We start from the raw sequence: 24,641 nt of genomic DNA, 5'->3' as shown, positions 1-24,641 counted from the left end.
ACGACCAAGATCTACATAAGGTGGGGAGGCATCAGGTAGCCGGCGCGTTTCGCCTGATACGCTCTAGCCCGCCGTCTTGCCGTGCCTGACCAGGTCCTGGGCGATGGATAGCTGCAGCGCCTCGGCCAATTCGCGCGCGGCACGATTCTCGGCATCGATCTGCGCCCGGTACGAGGCAAACTCCTGACGCGGCCTATCGAAGGACGAGGTGATCGAACGCTTGCCGACCGCGATGACGACGCCGGTCTTCGCATCGGTCAGCGTATAGCCGGCGGTCAGCGTCACCGAACCGGCGGTCGGCTCGTCCTGGTCGGTTCCGACCTGCACGAGCGCCGAGGATTCGACGGCTTCGGTCACGCCGAGACTGAGTGAGTAGGCGGGCGAGACCGGCTCGCCGGCGCCGCGTCCAAACCCGAAGATCAGGTTGTTGCGCACCTGTTGGGCGTAACGCGTGTTGACCGGCTTGACGGCGATCGATGCCAGTTCGGCATTGGCGCTGGTCGAGCCGGTCGACAGCGGCGCGTTGGAATAAAGCGGCCGCACCGTGCAGGCCGAGGCAAGCGTCAGCGAGCCGATAAGGCCGGCAAGCGCGATGCGGCGCAGCAAACGGCTGACGTCTGTCTTTTCCCGATCAGGCAACGACATTGACGATCCTCTGCGGCACGATGATCACCTTGCGCGGTGCCTTACCTTCGAGTGCTTTCTGCACGAAGTCGAGAGCCAATACCGCTTTTTCGACCGCACCTTGATCCGCGTCGCGGGCAATTGTCAAATCCCCGCGCTTCTTGCCGTTGACCTGGATCGGATAGGTGACGTCGTTGTCGACGACCAGCGCCGGATCGAACACCGGCCACGGCCGTTCGGCGACCAGATCGGTTCCGCCGAGCGCCTCCCAGCACTCCTCGGCGAGATGCGGCATGACCGGCGCGACCAGATGCACTAGGATCTCCACGGCCTCGCGGCAGGCGGCCTTCAGCGCCGAATCCGCCTTGTCTTCCGCCACCTCGTTGAGCGGCGCGGTCAGCGCATTGGCCAGTTCGTAGATGCGCGCGATGGCCCGGTTGAAGCCGAGCTTCTCGATATCCTCGCCGACCGCCTTCAGGATCTTGTGCGTCGCCTTGGAAACTGCTCCGGCCTCGCCGGCGCCAGCCGTGGCAGGCTTGACGCCCGCCAGCGTTTCGGCCGCGGTCGACACTAGGCGCCAGATGCGCTGCATGAAGCGGTGCGCGCCGGCGGCGCCATCGTCGGTCCACTCGACGTCGCGCTCGGGCGGCGAATCCGAAAGCATGAACCAGCGTGCCGTGTCGGCTCCGTAGCCATCTGTGATGTCTTCCGGGCTCACCGTGTTCTTCTTCGACTTCGACATCTTCTCGAGCGGGCCGATCGTCACGTCCTCGCCGGTGGCGATCTCGACGGCGCGGCGCTTGCCGTCGACATCCTCCAGCCGCACCTCGGACGGCGCCAGCCAGCGGCCATTCGATGCCGAGCCGACGCGGTAGGTTTCGTGCACCACCATGCCTTGCGTGAACAGGCCTTTGAACGGCTCGGCCAAGTCGACATGGCCGGTTTCGCGCATGGCGCGGGTGAAGAAGCGCGAATAGAGCAGATGCAGGATCGCGTGCTCGATGCCGCCAATATACTGGTCGACCGGCAGCCACTCGTTGGCCGCCTTGGGATCGGTCGGCTCATGCGCCCAGGGCGCGGTGAAGCGGGCGAAATACCAGGAGGAATCGACGAACGTGTCCATCGTGTCGGTTTCGCGGCGCGCGTCCCTGCCGCATTGCGGGCACGTCACATGCCGCCAGGTCGGATGCCGGTCGAGCGGATTGCCCGGCCGGTCGAAATCGACATCGTCGGGCAGCTTGACCGGCAGATCGGCCTTCGGCACCGGCACGACACCACAATCCTCGCAATGGATCATCGGGATCGGGCAGCCCCAGTAGCGCTGGCGCGAAATGCCCCAGTCGCGCAGGCGGAAGTTCACCTTGCGCTCGGCCATTGGCCGGTTGCCGATCGTCTTCTGCTCCAGGAGCTTCGCCACTTCGTCGAATGCCTCCGGCGGCTTCATGCCGTCGAGGAAGCGTGAATTGATCATCACGCCGTCGCCGTCATAGGCTTCTTCGGTGATCTGGAACGTCTTCGCGTCGGCGCCTTCCGGCATCACCACCGGGATCACCGGCAGGCCGTATTTGTTGGCGAAGTCGAGGTCGCGCTGGTCGCCCGACGGGCAGCCGAAGATAGCGCCGGTACCGTATTCCATCAGCACGAAATTGGCGACGTAGACCGGCAGCGTCCAGCTGTCGTCGAACGGATGAACGACGCGGATTCCGGTGTCGAAGCCTTTCTTCTCGGCTGTCTCCAGCGCCGCCGCCGAGGTGCCCATGTGCCGGACCTCCTCGATGAACTTGCCCAGCGCCGGATTGCTCTCGGCGGCTTTTCTGGCCAGCGGATGGTCGGCGGCGACAGCCATGAAAGAGGCGCCGAAGATGGTGTCGGGCCTTGTCGTGTAGACTTCCAGCTCATGTTCGTCCGCTATCGGCGCGGCCAGCGGCCAGCGGATCAGCAGGCCTTCCGAGCGGCCGATCCAGTTCTGCTGCATCAGCTTCACTTTTTCGGGCCATTCGTCGAGGCCTTCGAGCGAATCCAGCAAGTCCTGCGCAAAGTCGGTGATCTTGAAGAACCACTGCGTCAGCTCGCGTTGTTCGACCAGCGCGCCCGAGCGCCAGCCGCGCCCGTCGATGACCTGCTCGTTGGCGAGCACGGTCATGTCCTCCGGATCCCAGTTCACCTTGGAGGATTTGCGCGTCACCAGCCCCTTCTCGACGAAATCGAGGAACAGCATTTGCTGGCGGTGATAATAGTCGACGTCGCAGGTGGCGAATTCTCGCGCCCAGTCCAGCGACAGGCCCATGACCTTGAGTTGCTCGCGCATGGTGGCGATGTTCTGGTAGGTCCATTCCTTGGGATGGACCTTGTTCTGCATCGCCGCGTTCTCGGCCGGCATGCCGAAAGCGTCCCAGCCCATCGGATGCAGCACGTTGAAGCCCTTGGCCCGCTTGTAGCGTGCCACCACGTCGCCCATCGTGTAGTTGCGGGTGTGGCCGATATGGATGCGTCCCGACGGATAGGGGAACATCTCCAGCACGAAGTATTTCGGACGCGGATCGTCATTGTGCGCTTCGAACAGCTTCCTGGCGGCCCAGGCCTTCTGCCATTTGGGTTCTGACGCGCGCGGATTGTATCGTTCGGTTGCCATGGGACGTTTTTCACTTAAAAGCATGCGCGGACTGCTGGCGGCTGCTCGGCAATCCAGGGAATGTGGTCCGGGTGTTCACCATGGTTTGGCAAACCCGTCAACCATATGGGTATCGCGTCTGACAAAAACGCGGGTCAAACAGCAGGATTTAGACATGAGCGACACCGTTCAGCAGTTTTTCGCGGTGAAGGCGAAGATCGCCGCCGCCGAGCGCGAGGCTGGTCGCGAAGCCGGCGCGGTGACGCTGGTCGCGGTGTCGAAGACCTTTGATCCCGCCGACATCAGCCCGGTCATCGAGGCCGGCCAGCGCGTCTTCGGCGAAAACCGGGTGCAGGAGGCGCAAGGCAAGTGGCCGGCGCTAAAGGCGGTTTTTCCGGATGTCGAACTGCATCTGATCGGCCCGCTGCAATCGAACAAGGCGAAAGAGGCGGTGGCGCTATTCGACGTCATCGAAACGGTCGACCGCGAGAAGATCGCCGCCGAACTCGCCAAGGAGATCGCCAGGCAGGGCCGTGCGCCAAGACTCTACATCCAGGTCAACACCGGTTCCGAGCCGCAAAAGGCCGGCATCGAGCCGCGCGACGCCGTCGCCTTCGTCGCACGCTGCCGCGATGTCCATAGTCTTGCCATTGAAGGCCTGATGTGCATTCCGCCGGCCGACGAGAACCCCGGCCCGCATTTCGCCCTGCTGGAAAAATTGGCGCGGGAGGCCGGTGTCGCAAACCTATCGATGGGCATGTCCGGCGATTACGAGACGGCGATCGCCTTCGGCGCCACCAGCGTCCGGGTAGGCTCGGCTATTTTCGGCAGCCGGTAAAAACCATCTGCTCTGCGGTGGCCCTGTCGTCCGTGACTTTTCAGGCTATCATGCACAGACGGATCGAGCACATCTTGCGCGTTAGCGAGGAGTAACCTTCTTGAACTGGCATCTGCGGGACGCAAGAAACAATCTCTCGAAGCTGGTACGACAGTCGCGCGAAAAAGGGCCGCAAACTATTACCGTGCGAGGGAAGCCATCTGCCGTAGTGTTAGCAGTCGAGGACTACGAACGGCTGATTGGCGCAAAGCCATCCCTTGCGGAATATCTTCTCTCCGGCCCCGAGTGGGACGACGAATTTGTCGAGGAGGTCAGTCGCCGCCCGAACACAATGATCCGAGCGGTCCATCTCCGATAAGTTTCGGCACCAGCGGCAAGAATGATCCAGTTCGACCGGTCCATTGCGCCAATGGTTGAAACGAAACGTGCCGTTCCTATTTGTTTTGTGCCATCACAAACTCTCTGGAGCTTCCATCATGCGTTACAACCAGCTTGGAAATACGGGGATGTTCGTCTCCGAACTCTGCCTCGGCACCATGACTTTCGGCGCCGCTGGGCAGAATGCCCAATGGGGCCTGATTGCCAGTCTCGACCAGAAGGGCGTCAACGAGATCGTTGCCCGCTCCATTGCCGCGGGCGTCAATTTCTTCGACACCGCCGATGTGTATTCCTTCGGCGCCTCCGAGAAGCTGCTCGGACAGTCGATCAAGGACCTCGGCATCAATCGGCAGGACGTGATCGTCGCCACCAAGGTCTACGGCGCCATGGGCGAAGGCCCGAACCAGCGCGGCTCCTCGCGCGGTCACATCATGGACTCGGTCGATGCCAGCCTCGAACGGCTGCAGCTCGACCACATCGACCTCTATCAACTGCACGGCACCGACACGGTGACGCCTATCGACGAAACCTTGCGGGCGCTGGACGATCTGGTTGCCAGCGGCAAAGTCCGCTACGTCGGCGTTTCCAATTGGGCGGCCTGGCGCATCGCCAAGGCGCTCGGCATCGCCGACCGCAAGGGTTTTGCCCGCTTCGAGACCGTCCAGTCCTATTATTCGATCGCCGGACGCGATCTCGAACGCGAGATCGTGCCGCTCATCAACGAGGAGAAGCTTGGGCTGATGGTATGGTCGCCGATGGCCGGCGGCCTGCTCTCCGGCAAATACGGCCCCGGCGCGCCCGGCAATGGCGAGGGTCGCCGCGCGTCCTTCAACTTTCCGCCGGTCAACGAGGACCGGGCCTGGGCAGCGGTCGCCGTCATGCGCGAGATCGCTGGAAAGCACGGTGTGAGCGTCGCCACGGTGGCGCTCGGCTATATCCTGGCCAAGCCCTTTGTGATGAGCGTCATTATCGGCGCCAGCCGCATGGACCAGCTCGAGCAGAACCTGGCCGCAACGCAGTTGAAGCTCGACACCGGCGATCTCGCCCGCCTCGACGAGGTCAGCGCCTTGCCGGCCGAATATCCCGGCTGGATGCTGGAGCGTCAAGCCGCTGGCCGGCGCCCGGCGCCGTTCACCCCGAAGGCATAACGCTCGGCCCAAGACGAATATCCCGGGAGCCGGCCGGCTCCCGGGAACCTGTCAGGTCAGCCGGACGCTTTCCCCGAGGAAATCGAGGAAGACCCGTACCCGCGCCGGCAGATGTCGGCCCTGGCCGACATAGACGGCGTGGCTTGCCTCCTCGTCGCCCGGATTAAACGCCTCCAGCAGCGGCACCAACCGGCCTGCGGCGATATCGGCCGCCACATGCCAGCGTGCCAGCCTGGAGATGCCCGCCCCGGCCAGCGTCATCAGCCGCATCGCCTCGCCGTCGCTGACCAGCGTGTTGCCCGTGATCGGGATCATGATGGTGTTTCCGGCCGCGTCGAGGAACGGCCAGCCGTCGACATGCCTGACGAAACCGAAGCCCATGCGATTGTGCCTGTCGAGATCGGCCGGCGTCAGCGGCAAGCCGTGCGCCTCGATATAAGAGGGCGCGGCAACCACCACCACCGGGCTTTGCCCGAGCTTTCGTGCCACCAGCCGTGATTCGCCGAGCGGCCCGGCACGGATGGCGACGTCGGCGCGTTCCGCCATCAGGTCGATGACGCTGTCGCTCAGCACCAGATCGACCGAAATCTCGGGATAGCGATCGAGGAATTGCGGCAGAAGCGGAACCAGCCGGTGCACTCCGAAGGGAACGTAGGTGTTGACGCGCAGCCGTCCGCGCGGTGCCGCGCCCGCAGCCGCCTCGCGCTCGGCCGCCGCGATGTCGGCCAGGATGCGCAGCCCGCTATCGTAGAACGCGGTTCCCTCGGGCGTCAGTTGCAGCTTGCGCGTCGAGCGGCTGACCAGCCGCGCGCCAAGCCGCATCTCCAGCCGCGCGATCAGCTTGCTGACCGCGGACGGCGTCATGCGCAGTTCCCGCGCCGCTGCCGAAAAGCTGCCCGTCTCGACGACGCGCACGAACACTTCGATCTCGCCGGAGCGATTGATATCGGGCCTAGCCATTTGTGAATCTATTTCACAGAAAATTTGCCCAGCGCAAGTCTGGTTCACAGCGCATGGCGACACGATCTTCCCGGTCGGGGCGCGGGACGGCGCCTCTTCGCCGTCGAAGTGGAAATCGCCATGCCTCTTGCTCTTTATGCCCTCGCCGCTGGTGCCTTCGGCATCGGTGTCACCGAATTCGTCATCATGGGTTTGCTGCTCGACGTCAGCAAGGATCTCGGCGTCTCGATCTCGGCCGCCGGCCAGCTCATTTCCGGCTACGCGCTGGGCGTCGTCATCGGCGCGCCGCTGCTCACCATCGCCACCGGCAATTGGCCACGCAAGACCGTGCTTCTGGCGCTGATGGCGATATTCACGCTCGGCAACCTCGCCTGCGCGCTGGCGCCCGGCTATTGGACGCTGATGGGCGCCCGCATCGTCACCGCCTTTGCCCACGGCACCTTCTTCGGCGTCGGCTCTGTAGTCGCCACCGGGCTGGTCGCGCCCAACAAGAAGGGCTCGGCGATCGCGCTGATGTTCACCGGCCTGACCATCGCCAACATCCTGGGCGTGCCCTTCGGCACCTGGCTCGGCCAGGCCTTCGGCTGGCGCGCGACCTTCTGGGCGGTAACCCTGGTTGGCCTGGCCGCCTTCGCCGTCATCTTGGCTCTGGTGCCACGCAGTGAGGCGGCGCCCGAAAAGAGCGACCTGCGCGCCGATCTCGCCGTGCTGCGCCGCACGCCGGTCCTGCTCGGCCTCGCAACCACCGTGCTCGGCTATGCCGGCGTCTTCGCCGTCTTCACCTACATCGCCCCGTTGCTGACCGAGATCAGCGGCTTCCAGGAGGCGGCCGTGTCGCCGATCCTGCTCGTCTTCGGCGGCGGTCTCATCGCCGGCAATCTCGCCGGCGGCAAGGTCGCCGATCGCTGGCAGGTGCCGGCCGTGCTGGGCAGTCTCGTCGTGCTGGCCCTGGTGCTGGCCACCATGAGCTTCGCCATCCACAGCCAGGTAATGGCCGTCATCTATGTCGGCCTGCTCGGTGCCGCCGCCTTCGCCACCGTGGCCCCATTGCAGATGTGGGTGCTGGAAAAGGCGCAAGGTGCCGGCCAGAGCCTCGCCTCGTCCTTCAACATCGCCGCCTTCAATCTCGGCAACGCCGCCGGCGCCTGGCTCGGCGGCGCGGTCATCACCCATGGTCTCGGCCTCGGTTCGCTCACCTGGGTCGCCGCCTTGCTGCCGGTCGCGGCGCTCGGCGTGGCGGGACTGGCGCTGCGTCTCGATCGCACCCCGGCGCTCGATACGCCTGCCTCCGTTCGATCGTGAGGATGGCCGGCAGCCAGATCAATTCGACCTCTTTCCAAATCATCAGGAGTGAAAAAATGGACTCTCGACGTCTCGGCTCATCGGGCCTGAAAGTGCCCGCACTTTCATTCGGCGCAGGAACCTTCGGCGGCTCCGGCCCGCTGTTCGGCGCCTGGGGCAATAGCGACGCCAGGGAAGCGCGGCGGCTCATCGACATCTGCCTCGAAGCCGGCGTCAATCTGTTCGACACCGCCGACGTCTATTCGAACGGCGCCTCGGAACAAGTGCTTGGTGAGGCCATCAAGGGCCGGCGCGATGCCGTGCTGATCTCGACCAAGATCGCGCTGCCGACGGGCGATGGGCCAGCCGATTACGGCTCCTCGCGTTCGCGGCTGATCAGATCGGTCGAAGAAGCGCTGAAGCGTCTCGGCACCGACTACATCGACCTGTTGCAGTTGCACGCCTTCGATGCCGGCACGCCGATCGAGGAAGTCCTGTCGACGCTGGACGAACTCGTGCGCGCCGGCAAGCTGCGCTATGTCGGCGTCTCCAATTTCTCCGGCTGGCAAGTGATGAAGTCGCTTGGGCTGGCCGACAGGCACGGCTATCCGCGCTATGTCGCACATCAGGTCTACTATTCGCTGGTCGGCCGCGACTACGAGTGGGAGCTGATGCCGCTCGGCCTCGACCAGGGGGTCGGCGCGCTGGTGTGGAGTCCGCTCGGCTGGGGCCGCCTGACCGGCAAGATCCGCCGCGGACAGCCCCTGCCGGAAAAGAGCCGGCTGCACGACACCGCGAGTTTCGGCCCGCCGGTCGCGGACGAGCATCTCTACAGGGTCGTGGACGCGCTCGACGCGGTGGCCGAGGAAACCGGCAAGACGGTGCCGCAGATCGCCATCAATTGGCTGCTGCAGCGCCCGACCGTTTCCTCCGTCATCATCGGCGCCCGCAACGAGGAACAATTGCGCCAGAACCTCGGCGCCGTCGGCTGGAATTTAACGCCGGAGCAGATGAGAAAGCTCGATGCGGCAAGCGAGGTCACCGCGCCCTACCCGTATTTTCCTTATCGCCGCCAGGAAGGCTTTGCCCGGCTCAACCCGCCGGCGGTGTGAACCCGTCGCGGTCGTTCATTTTGGGATAGGGCAGCCGGAACCCCAACTTCGTCATCCACGGGCGGAGCAGCCGCGAAGCGGCGTCGCGAAGACCCGTGGATGACGAAGTCATTGATGTTTCCGCCAATCGCCAGGGTCAAAACTTCTGCGCCAAGAAACTAATGCAGCACGAACTCGCCATCCACCTTGCGCCATTCGTTCGGCGCGATCAGCTTCTGGTGGGTGTAGCTGACCGAATGCAGCGGCCCGTCCAGCTTGGCCTTCCAGAACTCGATGAATTTGATCAGCACCGGAAACTGCGGCGCCAGATCGTAGTCCTGCCAGATGAAGCTCTGCAAGAGATGCGGATGGTCCGGGAAGTGATAAAGAATCTTGGCCGTGGTCAGGCCATAGCCCCTGAGCATCAGGTCCATTTCGGAATGATCGCGCATGCCGGTCCCCAAATTGATTCTCCTTTCCTCCCGACACCGGATTGTGCGTGCCGTTGTTTAACTGTCTATTGATTTTTTCTTGATCGAGAAGGGGTTTTCCGCGCGAAAACATGTAGTTAGCAGCGGCATCGGCTGAGTGCTGACAGCCCGGGCAAAGCCGCCTGCGGCATCCCGCCGCGCGAATCCAACGTCTAATGTTGCCGTCACCGCGGAACTGGTAATAATGCCGCGGAATTCGCGGCCGCGTCGCCGTGATCCCGCTGGCATTTCAAGTCGGCGTTTGGTTTGGGAGGAAAGTCAGGAAATGTCCGAGGTTCATGTCCACCGCGTTCAGCCGGCGTGGAAAAAAGACGCGCTGATCGATAACGACACTTACCTGAAATGGTATGCCGACAGCGTCAAGAACCCGGACAAGTTCTGGGGCAAGCACGGCAAGCGGATCGACTGGTTCAAGCCCTTCGGCAAGGTCAAGAACACCTCCTTCGACGGCAAGGTCTCGATCAAATGGTTCGAGGACGGGCAGACCAACGTTTCCTACAACTGCATCGACCGCCACCTCAAGAAACGCGGCAACCAGACCGCCATCATCTGGGAAGGCGACAACCCCTACGACGACAGGAAGATCACCTACAACGAGCTCTACGCGCATGTCTGCCGCTTCGCCAATGTGCTGAAGAAGCATGGCGTCAAGAAGGGCGACCGCGTCACGATCTACATGCCGATGATCCCGGAAGCCGCGTATGCGATGCTCGCCTGCACGCGTATCGGCGCCATCCATTCGGTGGTCTTTGGCGGCTTCTCGCCCGATGCGCTCGCAGGGCGTATCGACGACTGCAAGTCCACCATGGTCATAACCACCGATGAGGGCCTGCGTGGCGGCAAGACGATTCCCCTGAAAGAGAACACCGACAAGGCGGTCGAGATCGCCGGCAAGGCCGGCACAAAGGTCGACAAGGTGGTGGTCGTGCGCCGCACCGGCGGCAAGGTCGGTTGGGTACCGGGCCGCGACGTCTGGTACCACGACGAAGCCGCGACGGTGAAAGCCGAATGCAAGCCCGAGAAGATGAAGGCGGAAGATCCGCTGTTCATCCTCTACACGTCTGGCTCGACCGGCAAGCCGAAAGGCGTGCTGCACACCACTGCCGGCTATCTCGTCTATGTCTCGATGACGCATCAATACGTCTTCGACTACCATGACGGCGATATCTACTGGTGCACCGCCGATGTCGGCTGGGTCACCGGCCACAGCTACATCGTCTATGGGCCGCTGGCCAACGGCGCCACCACGCTGATGTTCGAAGGCGTACCGAACTACCCGTCGCAGTCTCGTTTCTGGGAGGTCATCGACAAGCACAAGGTCAACATCTTTTACACCGCGCCGACCGCTCTGCGCGCGCTGATGGGCGCCGGCGACGACCCGGTGAAGAAGACCTCGCGCAAATCGCTGCGTGTGCTCGGCTCGGTCGGCGAGCCTATCAATCCGGAAGCCTGGGAGTGGTATTTCAACGTCGTCGGCAACGGCAAGGTGCCAATCGTCGACACCTGGTGGCAGACCGAGACCGGCGGCATCCTGATCACGCCGCTGCCCGGCGCCACCGACCTCAAGGCAGGCTCGGCGACAAGGCCTTTCTTCGGCATCAAGCCGCAGCTGGTCGACGGCGAGGGCAAGGTGCTGGAAGGCGCCGCCGACGGCAACCTCTGCATCGCCGATTCCTGGCCTGGCCAGATGCGCACCGTCTATGGCGACCACGATCGCTTCGTGCAGACCTATTTTTCCACCTACAAGGGCAAGTATTTCACCGGCGATGGCTGCCGCCGCGACGCCGACGGCTACTACTGGATCACCGGCCGCGTCGACGACGTCATCAACGTCTCCGGTCACCGCATGGGCACGGCCGAAGTGGAATCGGCGCTCGTCAGCCACGACAAGGTTTCGGAAGCCGCCGTGGTCGGCTATCCCCATGACATCAAGGGCCAGGGCATCTACAGCTACGTTACCCTGATGAAAGGCGTCGAGCCGACCGAGGATTTGCGCAAGGACCTCATCGCGCACGTCCGCAAGGAGATTGGCGCCATCGCATCGCCCGACAAGATCCAGTTCGCGCCCGGCCTGCCCAAGACGCGCTCGGGCAAGATCATGCGCCGCATCCTGCGCAAGATCGCCGAGGACGACTTTGCCGCCTTGGGCGACACCTCGACGCTCGCCGACCCGGCCGTCGTCGACGACCTGGTCGCCAACCGGCAGAACAAGAAGGGCTGATGCGGGACGAGGCTTTGCTGGGCACTGTCGGCGAGCTCTGGCGCTATCCGGCAAGTTCCCTTGCCGGCGAGCGGCTGGATGCGATCTCGGTCGGGCTCGAAAGCGTCGACGGGGACCGCATGTTCGGCCTCGTCGATGCCGCCGACAATGAGATCGCACGGCCCGACCGCGATGCGAAATGGCACAAGGTGCCGTTGATCCGCACCCGGCTGACGGGCGGCGGCGAGCTGGAGGTCGCCGTGCCCGGCGGCGACTGGCTGGCCGCACCCGGCGCCGAAAGCGACTCCGCTATTTCGGCCTATCTCGGCTTCGAAGCGTCGATCCGGCCGTTTCGCCGGGAAAACGCTCCTCCCGGCTATTCCGGTCCGCTGACGGCGGAACGCTATCGCAAGGCCCCGGTCCACCTTGTGACCACGGCCTCGCTGGCGCGCCTGAAGGCGCTGCATCCCGAAGGCATCGTGGATCCGCGCCGCTTCCGTCCCAACATCGTCGTCGACATGAAGCCGGTCGAAGGCTCGTTTCCGGAAACCGAATGGATCGGCCGCAAGCTTGCGGTTGGCGATCTCTTGCTCACCATCTCGGAGCCGTGCCGCCGCTGCGGCTTCACCATCATCGCCCAGGACGGCTTCGACCACGACCCGGCGATCCTGCGCAATCTGGTTCGCCACAACGCGCACAATCTCGGCGTCTATTGCACCGTCGACCAGCCGGCCAGCGTCAAGGTCGGTGACGCGATGCGTTTCCGGTAATCACCGATAAAGGTCGGCCCGCGTCGGCGGCAGCCCGCTCGGCCCCCGCGCGCGCTTGGTGGCGACGGTCTTGGAGATCCACATCTCGATCAGCGTCGAGAAAGAGGGCCGGCGCACCATCTGCCAGACGATATCCTGGTCGTTGATGACAAGCACGGGACCGCTGGCCGGACCGATCCGTTCGCCGGTCCACAGCCTGACCGCGAAACCCGGCTTCAGCGTTTCGACAACCGTTCGCACGATCCGGGCGGCCTTGTCGGCTGCTTCCATGCCACTTCTCCCGGAACGATGGCGCGACCCCGGCAAGAGTTTGCCCGTCAGATCAGTCAATAGCAACCTGCCGCGGCGCGGAAGCTCGCTCGGTCGGCTATTTCGAACCTGGCACCTTGTCTTTTGCTGCAATGCACCCCATCATTGGTGTGTGTTCAACAAATCGAAAGGAGGTGATCCGATGTCGAGTGATTTCGTTTTCCAGAACGTGGCCTCAGCGGATTGCACTTTCGGGAAGCAGTCTTCCCGTTAAGGCGCGAGATGCGCGGCTGGTGACCTCATGGGTCGCCGCCACAGGCCGCGCCACGGACGGAAACACGGAAGGCCGCCGGCTTCGAGAGAAGCGGCGGCCTTTTCCTTTGGCCAGCTCCACCAGGCCCATCTGGTGCTCAGAATTTCATTTGGCGACGGTCAGTCGCTCGATGTTCTCCACGATGGCTTTGAAAGCGTCCTCCAATTCTGGACCCGTCGCGGCCTCATAATAGTGTCTCAGCGAGGACGTGTCCGCAGTGGAGCAGTCCTTGAGAACACTCTTTGCCTGATCCCTCTCGGTCGCCGTCATGGACGGATCGTCCAGGTCGAAGCCGATCGTGAAAATCTCGATGCCGTCGCGCTTCATGTTATCGCAAATGCCTTCGGCATTGCCTCGCGACATCTGGCCGGCATTCTGCGATCTTGGGGCACCGCGCCCGCCCGCGAAGGCGGTGTTGAACTGGCCGTCCGTCATCAGGATGGCGACCTTCCCGACTTTCTTGACGTCGAAATTGGCAGGCCCGGCGCCCAGCCTGGCATCGACGATGGCGGAGCGCCAGGAAGGGGAGAGCATGTAATAGCCCCATTGCACTGCGATGCCACCGGCAGTCACGCCACCCGCCCGGAAATCGGCAATCGTGTCGAGCAGTTTCTGCTTGTCCGCCGTCAACGGAATCAGTTCCGGCCTCGGGCAGCTGTCCATGTGATCGTCGCGATTTACCCTGGCCAAATAGGTTTTGCCTTGCTTGTTCAGGCGCGGCTCGGTCGGTGCGGCGGACGAATAATCGGCATAGCCGTCCTTGTCCTTGCGCTCGGTGGCACATTTGTCGGGAGCCGTCGGACCTGACGACACCAGGACCGGCGTGTTCTCCACCGGCGGCGGCACGTCCGAGCCGCCCGCTTGCTCGACGAAAACGCTATCCGACAGGCCGCCGGTATTCACCGCTTCGGCATAAGGAACAATGGCCACGCGCACGCGCGGCTTTTTTGGATCGATGTTGTTGTCCAGAAGATCCTCGACAGCGCTCGAAGCGGCGTTGCGCAGGTCGCCGATCTTGTCCGTCTTGGCCCGCCAGTTGGCGGCCATCGACCCCGTCACATCGAGCATCATCGCCACTTCGATGGTTTTGTCGGAATAGAGCGCCGTCGTCGAGGCAGTGACGCGTTTGGTATCGCCGGTGCCAAAAATCGGGAAGAACAAGGCGACATCGACATGGGCGTCGGCCTGCACCGTATTGGCGGTCCTGTCGACGATCAGCCTGTCCAGCACGATCTGGTCGGTTTGCAGAATGCCTGCCGTGCTGTTGGCGTCGAGAAAGGTCTGCACCGACTTGTTGGCGTCGGCTTCCTTGATGACGCCGGTCGTCAGGTCGCGTGCCGTCGACGTCACCGCGGCGTCGACCACGCCTTGCAGGCTCGATCTGGCATTGTAGAGCTGCGAGATATTGACCGAGAAGCCGGCGACCAGCGCCAAGACCGAGGCAGCAAAGCCGAACAGGACCGCGAAATTTCCACCGCTATGTCTGGCGAATCCGCCGACCAAGTGAACAAGACCCCCGTAATTCCGCATCCTGCAACCTCCGCATGCCTCGGCCTCGTCGCCGCGCGGACAGGCCAATGCAGGATTCCGGCCGGATGCGGTCGCCAGGCGCCGGAACGCGCCCAGACGCCATCAACCGTTTGTTTTTGTTTGCCTTCGCCCTTTGCGAAGGTGAACGATTGGTAAACAGGAAAACACGGATGCAGGCGCGTTTACGAGCCGCTTGCCATGCTCAAGACCCTGTGGTCGCGGAGTGCTCGGCGGCGTCCCGCTGCGGCACAGTGCGTCTGTGCCGAAGCGGACCAACTGTCCCAAAGGTGCAGGACCAGAATGGTGCGCGAACAACAGAGGTGTAATGAGGTTCAGGTCAGGTCAGCATCTGCGCGCTGATCGTCCGATCGATGGCGTGATGGGGCGGTTTGAACAGATTGCTCTCCTGTTCGTAGGTCCACACCTTGAACCGGCTCAGCCGATGCGCGCCGAAACTATGGAGCAGCGGCACGTCGATGGCGTCGCGGCCGCGCGCGATGACGACGCGGCCGATCCTTGGCATGTTGTGGCGTGGATCGAACGTGTACCATCTGTCCTCGAGGAACACCTCCAACCAGGCCGAGAAATCCATCGGCGCCGGATCGACCGGCACGCCGATGTCGCCGAGATAGCCGTTCACATAGCGCGCCGGAATGTTCATGCAGCGGCAGAGCGTGATCGCCAGATGCGCGAAGTCGCGGCAGACCCCGACCCGTTCCTCGTGCGCCTGCGCCGCCGTGCGGGTCGAACGCGCATAGCCGTAGCCGAAGGACAGCCGGCTGTGCACATAGTCGACGATCGCCTGCACCCGCGCCCAGCCTGGCGGGAGATGGCCGAAAAGCTGCCAGGCAAGATTGCTCAGATGATCGGTCTCGCAATAGCGGCTGCCCAGGAGATAGCCGAGCACCTCGTCCGGCAATTCCGCCACCGGCACTTCCCTGGCCAGCGTGTTGACCTCATCGGGCTGGCCGCTGTCCTCGACCACTGCGTCGTACAGGATGCGAAAGCCGCCGGCAGGTGCGGTGAAACGGCGGCAGGCATTGCCATGCGGATCGCGGTAGAGCCTGGTCGGCACCGCAGGCGATGTCAGCACGCGCGTCTGTCGCTTGATGTCGGCCTGCCTGTCGCTGTGGATCTCGAGCAGCGAAATCACCGGCGTTGCCTGGACACATTCGATGGCGATTTCATAGCCGAGCCGTATCAGCATCGCGAGCCCCCCTCGATCATCATGGAAAAGCAAACATGACCGAAACGCCGGAAGGAGGACGCGGTTCCCTGGACCTTCCGAAAAGGCGGCGGCGCGCCTTCCCATGCCCGCGGCTTGACGCTACGGTCGGCCCTTCCCTCGACATCACGCCCCCCGGATCCAAGGAAAATCATGTACGCAGGCAGAAAATTCGCCGCCTTCCTCTTCGACATGGACGGCACGCTCATCAATTCCATCGCCTCGGCTGAACGGGTTTGGAGCGACTGGGCGCGCCGCCAGGGCCTCGACGTCGCGGCCTTCCTGCCGACGATCCATGGCGTGCGGGCGATCGAGACGATCACCGGCCTGGCACTTCCGGGCGTCGATCCGGCGCATGAGGCCGATCTGCTGCTGAAGGCCGAGGCCGCAGACCTGGATGGCATCGTTCAGATCGCCAGCGCCGCGGCGTTTCTCAATGCGCTCCCGCCGGAGCGCTGGGCGATCGTAACCTCGGCGCCACGCGAACTGGCGCTGTTGCGCATGAGGGCCGCCGGCATTCCGGTCCCCGCCGTGCTCGTGGCGGCGGAAGATGTTTCCCGCGGCAAGCCGGCGCCCGATTGCTTTCGGCTAGGCGCAGAACGGCTCGGCTTCGATGCACGCGATTGCCTGGTGTTCGAGGATGCTCCGGCCGGCATAGCGGCGGCCGAGGCGGCGGGCGCCGCGGTCATGGTGATCAACGCCACGCACCAGCATCCAATGGCGACGCAGCATGCGGCGATCGCAGGTTACGACACGATAGGCATCACCGTCGACGAGCATGGCTGGATCGCACTCGAGCCGCAACTCAGCGCCGCCTGAAGATGTAGTGCAACGCCCTCTCAAGCTGTGCTGCTATTCAGGTCAGGCCGGCCTCACCTGAATAGCAGCATACCTTAGAAATCGCTGGTCAGGCCCTTGACCTCCCAGTCGCCATAGCGACCGGGCTCCTTGCCGCCACGGCCGCCGATTTCCCGGGGCAGCGAGGCTTCCTTCCGGCGATACTCCTGTCGGCGGGCCTCGGCTTCCGCCAGCGCGCGGCGGGCGGCGGGCGACAGCGCCTTTGGCGGCACCTCGTCATTCCTGTCGGGAGGCATTTTACTGGTTTCGTCGTTCATGCGATATTTCCGGCGGATTGAAACAGCAACAGGCGTTTCCCATCATATAGCGATGAGCCTACGACGATCGACCCCCTTTCGCCACGACCTGGACAGGCGCAGACGATGAACACAATTCGCACCGCCATGCTTCTTGCCGCGATGACGGCGCTGTTCATGGGCGTGGGCTTTCTGATCGGCGGATCGGGCGGCATGATGATCGCCCTGCTGATTGCCGCCGGCACCAATCTGTTCAGCTACTGGAATGCCGACAAGATGGTGCTGTCGATGAACCATGCCGTCGAGGTCGACGAAAGGAACGCGCCCGAATATTACGGCATCGTGCAGGCGCTGGCCAAGCAGGCGGGCCTGCCGATGCCGAAGACCTATCTGATCGACAACCCGCAGCCGAACGCCTTCGCCACCGGCCGCAACCCGCAGAACGCGGCGGTCGCCGCTTCCACCGGCCTGTTGCAGCGGCTGACCCATGAAGAGGTCGCGGCTGTCATGGCGCATGAGCTCGCCCATGTCCAACACCGCGATACGCTGACCATGACCATCGTGGCGACCTTTGCCGGCGCCATCTCGATGCTTGGCAATTTCGCTTTCTTCCTCGGCGGCAATCGCGACAACAACCCGTTCGGCTTTGTCGGCGTTCTGGCGGCGATGATCGTGGCGCCCTTTGCGGCGATGATCGTGCAGATGGCGGTCAGCCGCACCCGCGAATACGAGGCCGACCGGCGCGGCGCCGAAATCTGTGGACACCCGCTCTGGCTGGCATCCGCGCTTGACAAGATCGCCCGCGGCGCCGAACGCATTCCCAACCCCGATGCCGAACGCAATCCGGCAATGGCGCATCTCTTCATCATCAATCCTCTTTCCGGCGAGCGCATGGACAGTCTGTTCTCCACCCACCCGAGCACCGACAACCGCATCGCCGCCCTGCAGGCGATGGCGCGGCAGGCGGGAGGCGGCGACATAGCGGCCGCGCCGCGTCAGGCCCCCACGCAACAGGCCCCTACACAACAGGACGGACAGCGGCCATCCGGCCCGTGGGGCCCGGTCGCACAGCCCGAGCCGCCGGCGGAACCGGCCAAGCCGAAATCCAACCCGTGGGGTCGCAACCCGACCGGACCCAAGGGCCGGTGGTCGTGAGCGTGGCGGGCAGAGGAACTCGACGCACGGTTTCAGGCGATCAGGAACACGATACCGGCGGCGAATTCGTTGCCGGCCTTGCCGCCCGCAAGGCGGCGGCGCGCTTGCTAGCCGCCGTCATCGACGCCAGGACGCCGCTCGACGGCCTGACCGATCACGAGAACGGCCATCCGCAATACAAAGCGCTCGACCTGCGCGATCGCGGCCTGGTGCGCGCCATTCTGGTCACCGCGTTGCGCTATCGCATGACCGTCACCGGGCTATTGGCGCGTCGTCTTGAAAAGCCGCTGCCGCCCAACGCCACGGCGCTGTCGCACATCTTGCATGTGGCGGCGGCACAGATCCTCTTCCTAGACATTCCCGACAGCGCCGCCGTCGACCTTGCGGTGACCCACGCCAAGTCGGATCCGCGCACGCAGCGTTTTTCCGGTCTGGTCAACGGCGTGCTGCGCACGCTGGCGCGGGCCAAGGAAACGGAACTGCCCGCCGCCCTTGCCGCGACCGACGAAGCGCCAAAATGGTTTTCCGACCGGCTGAAGGCGGCCTATGGCGCGGACAAGACCAGGCAGATTCTTGCCGCGCATCGGCACGAGGCGCCGGTCGACTTCTCGGTCAAGGCCGATCCTGAGCTCTGGGCCGAAAGGCTGGGCGGCATCGTCTTGCCGACCGGCACGGTGCGGGTGGAGAAGCTTGCCAGCGCCGTCACCGAATTGCCCGGCTTCGCCGAGGGCGCCTGGTGGGTCCAGGACGCCGCCGCCAGCTTTCCCGCACGGCTCTTCGGCGATATCGCAGGGCTTCGCGTCGCGGACCTCTGTGCGGCACCCGGCGGCAAGACCGCACAGCTCATTCTCGCCGGCGCCAACGTCACCGCCATCGACACGTCGAAGAACCGGCTGGCCAGGCTGGAGCAGAATCTCGGTCGCCTCGGTCTGTCGGCCGAAATCGTCCAGGCCGATCTGCTCAAATACGAGCCAGGCGAACTGTTCGACGCCGTGCTCCTCGACGCGCCCTGCTCGTCGACCGGGACAGTGCGCCGGCATCCCGACGTGCCCTGGACGAAGACCATGGCCGATGTCGAAAAGCTCGCCGATCTGCAAGCAAGGCTGCTCGCCCGCGCCGTCACCCTGGTCAAGCCCGGCGGACGGATCGTCTTTTCCAACTGTTCGCTCGACCCGATCGAGGGCGAGGATCTCCATCGCGCCTTCCTCGCCGGCAATTTGCATGTGACCGCCGATCCGATCCGGCTTGGCGAATTTTCTGAGCTCGACCCGTTCATCACAGCTGACGGTACGCTGCGCACAACGCCCGCCGACCTGGCGCTGGGCGCACCCGGAATTTCCGGCCTGGACGGCTTCTTTGCAGCTCGCATGCGACGCGCTGACTAAAGCATATCGTCAAGGCTCCAGTGATTCCCCCAGCGTGCATCGATTTCGTCGTCGACGTTCTGGTAGCGGATATCAGTCGACAGCCGGATCAGCCCGTCCAGGCTTTGGTTGGTCGTGGAGGCATGGATCATGTAGGGAGAGTGAAGGACGACGTCACCCGCCTCGAAATTCGCCATCAGCCAGCGCGTGTCGAACCGTTCCGCCATTTGAGGCAAGTCCTTCGACACCCAGCCACCCTCACTCATATTGCGGTTATAGGCGCTGATGCGCTCCTCGTCCGTGAAACCGGCATTGTCCTTGCTGAACTGTGTTTCCAGGGCGGCGCCGATAGCGTGCGATCCCTCCAGGTAAATGAGACCGCCCATGTCGGTGGACGTGTCGCCGATCGGTATCCAGGCCGTCACCACGCGGCTGGTGCCTCCGCGCAAATAGACGAGGTCGTAATGCGCGGGCGTCGCGGTGGCCGTGCCAGGCAAGGTGAAGCGCATGATCTTTCGCTTGTGCAGATAGGATAGGCCGCCCACGAAAGCGTCCATAAGGCGGGACAGCCGCGGCTGGGCGCAAAAGCCTTCATAAGCGGTTGAGCGGACCACGGACATCAAGCGACGATCGGCGAGCTGGCGATCGAAGGCACTGGAGGCGATGCCGAGGGAGGGGTCCGTCGCTGGCTTCAAAAGTCCGCTCTCGGCAAGATGGGAAAGCACCCAGCCGCGAAAGTCGATCACCTCGCCGCGTGGCAAAAGCCCTTTCAGCCAGACATAGCCTTGCGCCCCATAGAGGTGGCGAATGGCCTCGACGCCGACGGACGGGTCGGTCGGGGAAAGATATCCCAGCCTGTCCGGCATCGTCGACAGCGCCTTGCCGTTGGCTGTCAAGGCAACGGGCGGGACATCCAGCAATGCCTGTCCATCGACTGATATCGGCATTTCAATCACCTGGATTGTTTCGGTTTTGACAGGATATACCTTATCGTTCGGGCTCTTCCCATCGACGGAAACCCGACCTGGATTTTTCGCTCGTGCGTGATCGATATCATGCCTTTCACCGATCTCCGCCGGCTGCCAACGTTGCGGCGCTGGTTCGCGCTGCAGACCGGGCTGTCCCGAAGGCAGCTGCGCATTGGGTTCGATCTCGCCAAGCAATTGACGACGGCCACCGATTCGCCCTGTCGAGACGGCGACTTCGACCATCGGCATCGGTGATGCATTCTACTTTCCCGGCAACCGCGAAAATCGCTCGCCCAGAGAGTTTCGCCGCCGCCACAAGAGGACATAAGTCGCAAGACAAGCAGGGGTATGGCCCGGAAAGACGTGACTTTTCTAGGACAACCCGGCCACGACCACGTGACGTGGCTCACCTACGCGAAATCCGCCTTCGCATAAGCTCTTGAACCATATAAGCTTGTGCTTGGGGTAAGAGGACGACCTGGAGGGCTTTTGGCACTTGCTGCCGGCAACACGACGCGTCTGTGGACGCTGGTCGCGAAGGAATTCTGGCGCAAGACGCGCCGGCGCCTGCGCGCCGGGCCGGTCTATCGCTGGCGCTATTACGGCCGCACGCCCGAACGCGTCCTGATCGCGCCGCCGGACCTGCGCCTTGCCGATCCGCAGATCGCACTCGAGATCTATTACGGCCGCTATCCCTTGTCCGGACACCTGGTCGAGACCGGCGGCAAGTCACCGTTCCAGATCAATGTGCCCAACCACGGCTGGCAGAAGACGCTGCATGGCTTTCGCTGGCTGCGCCACATGCGTGCCGCCGGCACCGAACTCGCCGCCGCCAATGCCCGCGCGCTGGTTTCCGACTGGATCGTCATGCATGGCAGCAATATTTCCGGCATCGGCTGGGAGCCAGGGACGACCGCCAAGCGCATCATCGCCTGGCTGCAGCATTCTTCCATCGTGCTGCAAGGCGCCGAGTTCCCGTTCTACCGCGCCTTCCTCAAATCTTTAGCGGTCCAGATCCGCTACCTCAGGTCGATGGCGCGCGAGATGCCCGATGGCAAGGACAGGCTGCGTGCTCGCATCGCGCTTGCTTTCGCGGCACTTTCACTGCCCGCGCCGGCGTCGGCGTTGCGCGGCGCCACCCGCCACCTTGCCGAGGAACTTAACCGCCAGATCCTTGCCGATGGCGGCCATATCTCACGCAACCCGATGGTGGTGCTGGAAATCCTTGCCGACCTGTTGCCGCTGCGCCAAACCTACGCCAACCAGGCGGAAACCCCGCCGCAGGCGCTGATCGGCGCCATAGACCGCATGCTGCCGGCGCTGCGCTTCTTCCGCCACCAGGACGGCAGCCTTGCCCGCTTCAACGGCATGGGCGCCACGATCCACGACCGCATCGCCACCATCCTGCGCCATGACGACACCGCCGGCTCGCCGCTGCTGCATGCACCGCACTCAGGCTATGAGCGCCTGTCGATGGGCGGGGTCACCGTCATTGCCGATACGGGCCTGCCGCCGCCGGTCGACGTGTCCAACGCCGCGCATGCCGGCTGCCTCGCCTTCGAACTGTCGTCGGGCCGCCAGCACTACATCGTCAATGCCGGCATCGACACCTATGGCGCCGCCGAATTCCGACCGCTGGCCCGTGCCACCGCCGCGCATTCGACCGCCACCATCAACGACACCTCGTCGGCGCGCTTCAGCCATTCGCTACGCGTCAACGACCTGCTGGGTTCGCCATTGATCGGCGGCCCCCAGCAGGTGCAGTGCAAGCGCACCGACCAGAAGGGGGTGCAAGGTTTCATCGCCCGCCACGATGGCTACCTCCAGCGCTTCGGCTTCCTGCACGAACGCGAGCTGAAGCTGTCGTCGAACGGCAATGTGCTGGCCGGCCGGGACCGGTTCCAGCGGCCCGGCAATGCCGCTATCCTTAACAATGGCCGCGATTTCGTCACCATCCGCTTCCACGTCCATCCCGACATCAGCCTTTTGCAGGACGAACATGATCGTCTGGTCCTGGCCGGCGATCAGGCCGACACCTGGGTGTTCACGTCGGGCGAGGTAGTGCCGGAGGTCGAGGAATCGATCTACTTCGCCGGCCTTGGCGGCCCGCGCCGCAGCCGCCAGATCGTGCTTGCATTCAAAGCGTCGAACGTCGCCGAAGTCCATTGGCAACTGACGCGCACCAGCATCGCCGGTTACCCGGAAAATAACTGATCTGCCGCGCGAAAGAAGTCGGCTCGCTCAAGCTTGTTGCGGGACACCGAAGGCGTCATAGGTGCTGAGCGATGGCGGGCCGGCGAAGGCGAAGCGGATCTTGTCGACCATCGCCGCCGCTTGGCCGCTTCGGTCATAGCGTTCGGCGTCCTCGGCAGTGTTCCACACGGTGATCGCCATGAATGTGTCGCTCGCCCCATGCTGCTGCAGCAGCACGGCGCTGATGTTGCCGTTTGCGGCGCGGATGGCCGGGATCGCCTCGGTTTCGTAGATCGCCCGCAATGGCTCGGTCATGTCCGACAACGCCTTGAATTGACCAATACGCACAAATGCCATCGGTTTTTCTCCTCCGCCCGAAAGCCAAGCCTATATCCGAGACCGGCAGATTGCATATGAAAACATCGATTGACGCGCGGCGCTTGATTTCCTGATGTCATGTGCTACGGCCCCCTGACGCTCCAAATCAAGTCGTGAAAGGCCGCCCGCCCATGGCCGTCGCCGCCAAGAACATCCCCGCTCCCAACCTCGTTCCCGTGCGTCGCGCGCTGCTCTCCGTCTTCGACAAGACCGGCCTTCTCGATTTCGCCAGGGCGCTGGCTGCCGCCGGCGTCGAGCTGGTCTCGACCGGCGGCACGGCAAAGGCGATCGCCGAGGCGGGTCTCGCCGTCCGCGACGTTTCCGAACTCACTGGTTTTCCAGAGATCATGGATGGTCGCGTCAAGACGCTGCACCCGTCGGTGCACGGTGCGTTGCTTGGCGTGCGCGACGATCCCGAACACGCGAAGGCAATGCGCAAATACGGCATCGAGCCGATCGACCTCGTCGTCTCCAACCTCTATCCGTTCGAGGAAGTCCGTCGTTCCGGCGCCGACTACGCGGCGATCGTCGAGAACATCGACATTGGCGGCCCGGCGATGATCCGCGCCTCGGCGAAGAATCACGCCTATGTCGCCATCGTTACCGATCCTGGCGACTACGCCTCGGTGCTGAACGCGCTGGAGATGAATATTGGTTCGCTATCGCTGGATTTCCGAAAAAAGCTGGCGGCCAAGGCCTTTGCCCGCACCGCGACCTATGACGCGGCGATCTCCGGCTGGTTCGCCGAGGCGCTCGAGATCGAGCATCCGACCTGGCGCGCCTTCGGCGGCAGGCTGGCCGAGGTGATGCGTTACGGCGAAAACCCGCACCAGAGCGCCGGCTTCTACCTCAACGGCGACAAGCGCCCGGGCGTCGCCACCGCGCGGCAGCTCCAGGGCAAGCAACTGTCCTACAACAACATCAACGACACCGACGCCGCCTTCGAGCTGGCCGGCGAGTTCGATCCGGCGCGCTCTGCCGCCGTGGCAATCATCAAGCATGCCAACCCGTGCGGGGTCGCCGAGGGTGCGTCGCTGAAGGCCGCCTATGTCAAGGCGCTCGCTTGCGATCCGGTCTCGGCCTTCGGTGGCATCGTCGCTATGAATCGCACGCTCGATGCCGAGGCGGCCGAGGAGATCGTGAAGACCTTCACCGAGGTGATCATCGCACCGGATGCGACCGACGAGGCGGCGGCAATCGTCGCGGCCAAGAGGAACCTGCGCCTGCTGGTCACCGGCGGCCTGCCGGACCCGCGCACATCGGGCACCACGGTCAAATCCGTCGCCGGCGGCCTGCTCGTCCAGTCGCGCGACAATGCCGTGGTCACCGATTTCGAGCTGAAGGTGGTGACGAAGCGCGCGCCGACCCCGGCCGAGATGGTTGATCTCCAATTCGCCTTCCGCGTCGCCAAGCACGTCAAGTCCAACGCCATCGTCTATGCCAGGGACGGCGCCACCGTCGGCATTGGCGCCGGCCAGATGAGCCGGGTCGATTCCTCGCGCATCGCCGCCCGCAAGGCGCTCGACGCGGCCGAGGCGGCGGGCGAGGCGGAGCCGCTGACCAAAGGTTCGGTCGTCGCCTCCGACGCCTTCTTCCCCTTCGCCGACGGCTTGCTGTCGGCGATCGAAGCCGGCGCAACCGCGGTGATCCAGCCCGGCGGCTCGATGCGCGACGACGACGTCATCGCCGCCGCCGACGAGCACGGCATCGCCATGGTGTTTACCGGCGTGAGACATTTCCGGCATTAGAGCGGTTTATCGTTTCACGGAAACACCGAACC

22 protein-coding genes and 1 pseudogene are annotated in these 24,641 nt (G+C 63.9%); 13 read left to right on the top strand and 10 right to left on the bottom strand.

What is annotated here, in order from left to right; translation table 11 throughout:
• Positions 1 to 63: 63 nt before the first annotated feature.
• The gene (locus NKJ26_RS11025; protein WP_352695278.1) at positions 64 to 645 is read right to left on the bottom strand and encodes an LPS assembly lipoprotein LptE; all 582 of its coding nucleotides are present in this window, start codon (positions 643 to 645) and stop codon (positions 64 to 66) included.
• Positions 632 to 3,256, bottom strand: a complete 2,625-nt coding sequence (leuS, locus tag NKJ26_RS11020) for a leucine--tRNA ligase (RefSeq protein ID WP_352695277.1) — start codon at positions 3,254 to 3,256, stop codon at positions 632 to 634. The genes NKJ26_RS11025 and leuS overlap by 14 nt, the downstream gene beginning before the upstream one ends.
• A 154-nt stretch (positions 3,257 to 3,410) precedes the next feature.
• On the opposite strand from leuS, the gene NKJ26_RS11015 reads away from it, so the two are divergent.
• The 3 genes from NKJ26_RS11015 to NKJ26_RS11005 all read left to right on the top strand — a co-directional run bounded on the left by NKJ26_RS11015 (position 3,411) and on the right by NKJ26_RS11005 (position 5,599).
• The gene (locus NKJ26_RS11015) at positions 3,411 to 4,073 is read left to right on the top strand and encodes a YggS family pyridoxal phosphate-dependent enzyme (protein WP_352695276.1); all 663 of its coding nucleotides are present in this window, start codon (positions 3,411 to 3,413) and stop codon (positions 4,071 to 4,073) included.
• Between the two features lie 100 nt (positions 4,074 to 4,173).
• Positions 4,174 to 4,431 carry a type II toxin-antitoxin system Phd/YefM family antitoxin gene (locus tag NKJ26_RS11010; RefSeq protein WP_352695275.1) on the top strand — a complete coding sequence of 86 codons (258 nt, stop codon included), beginning with the start codon at positions 4,174 to 4,176 and terminating at the stop codon, positions 4,429 to 4,431.
• Between the two features lie 118 nt (positions 4,432 to 4,549).
• Complete coding sequence (locus tag NKJ26_RS11005) at positions 4,550 to 5,599, top strand: aldo/keto reductase (RefSeq protein ID WP_352695274.1); 1,050 nt, start codon at positions 4,550 to 4,552, stop codon at positions 5,597 to 5,599.
• A 51-nt stretch (positions 5,600 to 5,650) separates the two neighbouring features.
• Here NKJ26_RS11005 and NKJ26_RS11000 read toward each other — a convergent pair whose 3' ends face one another.
• On the bottom strand, positions 5,651 to 6,559 hold the full coding sequence (locus NKJ26_RS11000; protein ID WP_352695273.1) for a LysR family transcriptional regulator: 909 nt from the start codon (positions 6,557 to 6,559) through the stop codon (positions 5,651 to 5,653).
• Between the two features lie 120 nt (positions 6,560 to 6,679).
• On the opposite strand from NKJ26_RS11000, the gene NKJ26_RS10995 reads away from it, so the two are divergent.
• Both NKJ26_RS10995 and NKJ26_RS10990 read left to right on the top strand, forming a co-directional pair.
• Complete coding sequence (locus tag NKJ26_RS10995; protein ID WP_352695272.1) at positions 6,680 to 7,861, top strand: MFS transporter; 1,182 nt, start codon at positions 6,680 to 6,682, stop codon at positions 7,859 to 7,861.
• A gap of 56 nt (positions 7,862 to 7,917) precedes the next feature.
• Complete coding sequence (locus NKJ26_RS10990) at positions 7,918 to 8,952, top strand: aldo/keto reductase (RefSeq protein WP_352695271.1); 1,035 nt, start codon at positions 7,918 to 7,920, stop codon at positions 8,950 to 8,952.
• 158 nt (positions 8,953 to 9,110) lie between these two features.
• On the opposite strand, the gene NKJ26_RS10985 is transcribed toward NKJ26_RS10990, so the two are convergent.
• On the bottom strand, positions 9,111 to 9,383 hold the full coding sequence (locus NKJ26_RS10985; protein WP_352606032.1) for an usg protein: 273 nt from the start codon (positions 9,381 to 9,383) through the stop codon (positions 9,111 to 9,113).
• A 304-nt stretch (positions 9,384 to 9,687) separates the two neighbouring features.
• Here NKJ26_RS10985 and acs point away from each other — a divergent pair, with 304 nt between their 5' ends.
• The gene (gene acs, locus NKJ26_RS10980; RefSeq protein WP_352695270.1) at positions 9,688 to 11,643 is read left to right on the top strand and encodes an acetate--CoA ligase; all 1,956 of its coding nucleotides are present in this window, start codon (positions 9,688 to 9,690) and stop codon (positions 11,641 to 11,643) included.
• Positions 11,643 to 12,392 (top strand): MOSC domain-containing protein, encoded by a 750-nt coding sequence (locus tag NKJ26_RS10975; protein ID WP_352695269.1) that lies wholly within the window; start codon positions 11,643 to 11,645, stop codon positions 12,390 to 12,392. Before acs ends, NKJ26_RS10975 begins: the two co-directional genes overlap by 1 nt.
• A 63-nt stretch (positions 12,393 to 12,455) precedes the next feature.
• On the opposite strand, the pseudogene NKJ26_RS10970 reads toward NKJ26_RS10975, so the two are convergent.
• The 3 genes and pseudogenes from NKJ26_RS10970 to NKJ26_RS10960 form a co-directional block, all read right to left on the bottom strand.
• Positions 12,456 to 12,662: pseudogene (locus NKJ26_RS10970) on the bottom strand (SAM-dependent methyltransferase); the annotation flags it as partial.
• Between the two features lie 397 nt (positions 12,663 to 13,059).
• On the bottom strand, positions 13,060 to 14,484 hold the full coding sequence (locus NKJ26_RS10965) for a pilus assembly protein TadG-related protein (protein ID WP_352695268.1): 1,425 nt from the start codon (positions 14,482 to 14,484) through the stop codon (positions 13,060 to 13,062).
• A gap of 337 nt (positions 14,485 to 14,821) precedes the next feature.
• Positions 14,822 to 15,691: a transglutaminase-like domain-containing protein gene (locus tag NKJ26_RS10960; RefSeq protein WP_352695267.1), complete on the bottom strand. Its 870-nt coding sequence runs from the start codon at positions 15,689 to 15,691 to the stop codon at positions 14,822 to 14,824.
• A gap of 171 nt (positions 15,692 to 15,862) precedes the next feature.
• On the opposite strand from NKJ26_RS10960, the gene NKJ26_RS10955 reads away from it, so the two are divergent.
• Positions 15,863 to 16,528 (top strand): HAD-IA family hydrolase, encoded by a 666-nt coding sequence (locus tag NKJ26_RS10955; protein WP_352695266.1) that lies wholly within the window; start codon positions 15,863 to 15,865, stop codon positions 16,526 to 16,528.
• 74 nt (positions 16,529 to 16,602) lie between these two features.
• Here NKJ26_RS10955 and NKJ26_RS10950 read toward each other — a convergent pair whose 3' ends face one another.
• Positions 16,603 to 16,824, bottom strand: a complete 222-nt coding sequence (locus NKJ26_RS10950) for a DUF1674 domain-containing protein (protein ID WP_027025533.1) — start codon at positions 16,822 to 16,824, stop codon at positions 16,603 to 16,605.
• A gap of 105 nt (positions 16,825 to 16,929) precedes the next feature.
• Here NKJ26_RS10950 and htpX point away from each other — a divergent pair, with 105 nt between their 5' ends.
• Both htpX and NKJ26_RS10940 read left to right on the top strand, forming a co-directional pair.
• Entirely contained in the window at positions 16,930 to 17,958 is a 1,029-nt protein-coding gene (htpX, locus tag NKJ26_RS10945; protein ID WP_352606044.1) for a zinc metalloprotease HtpX, read from the top strand.
• Positions 17,955 to 19,343, top strand: coding sequence for an RsmB/NOP family class I SAM-dependent RNA methyltransferase (locus tag NKJ26_RS10940; RefSeq protein WP_352606046.1), 1,389 nt, complete (start codon positions 17,955 to 17,957; stop codon positions 19,341 to 19,343). Before htpX ends, NKJ26_RS10940 begins: the two co-directional genes overlap by 4 nt.
• Here the strand turns inward: NKJ26_RS10940 and NKJ26_RS10935 are convergent.
• Positions 19,340 to 20,269 (bottom strand): phytanoyl-CoA dioxygenase family protein, encoded by a 930-nt coding sequence (locus tag NKJ26_RS10935; protein WP_352695265.1) that lies wholly within the window; start codon positions 20,267 to 20,269, stop codon positions 19,340 to 19,342. The two genes, NKJ26_RS10940 and NKJ26_RS10935, sit on opposite strands and share 4 nt — an antisense overlap.
• Positions 20,270 to 20,365: 96 nt before the next feature.
• Here NKJ26_RS10935 and NKJ26_RS10930 point away from each other — a divergent pair, with 96 nt between their 5' ends.
• Together NKJ26_RS10930 and NKJ26_RS10925 are read left to right on the top strand one after the other, a co-directional pair.
• On the top strand, positions 20,366 to 20,545 hold the full coding sequence (locus NKJ26_RS10930; protein ID WP_352695264.1) for a hypothetical protein: 180 nt from the start codon (positions 20,366 to 20,368) through the stop codon (positions 20,543 to 20,545).
• A 234-nt stretch (positions 20,546 to 20,779) separates the two neighbouring features.
• Complete coding sequence (locus NKJ26_RS10925; RefSeq protein ID WP_352695263.1) at positions 20,780 to 22,504, top strand: heparinase II/III family protein; 1,725 nt, start codon at positions 20,780 to 20,782, stop codon at positions 22,502 to 22,504.
• A gap of 27 nt (positions 22,505 to 22,531) precedes the next feature.
• On the opposite strand, the gene NKJ26_RS10920 is transcribed toward NKJ26_RS10925, so the two are convergent.
• Entirely contained in the window at positions 22,532 to 22,840 is a 309-nt protein-coding gene (locus NKJ26_RS10920) for a putative quinol monooxygenase (protein WP_352695262.1), read from the bottom strand.
• A gap of 152 nt (positions 22,841 to 22,992) precedes the next feature.
• On the opposite strand from NKJ26_RS10920, the gene purH reads away from it, so the two are divergent.
• Complete coding sequence (purH, locus tag NKJ26_RS10915) at positions 22,993 to 24,609, top strand: bifunctional phosphoribosylaminoimidazolecarboxamide formyltransferase/IMP cyclohydrolase (RefSeq protein ID WP_352695261.1); 1,617 nt, start codon at positions 22,993 to 22,995, stop codon at positions 24,607 to 24,609.
• Positions 24,610 to 24,641 lie beyond the last annotated feature (32 nt).

The sequence above is a fragment of the Mesorhizobium sp. M0152 genome (genome assembly GCF_040322415.1).
Lineage (GTDB): Bacteria > Pseudomonadota > Alphaproteobacteria > Rhizobiales > Rhizobiaceae > Mesorhizobium.
The sequence above is the reverse complement of the archived record's forward strand: the minus strand, read 5'-3'. Positions and strand labels throughout refer to the sequence as shown.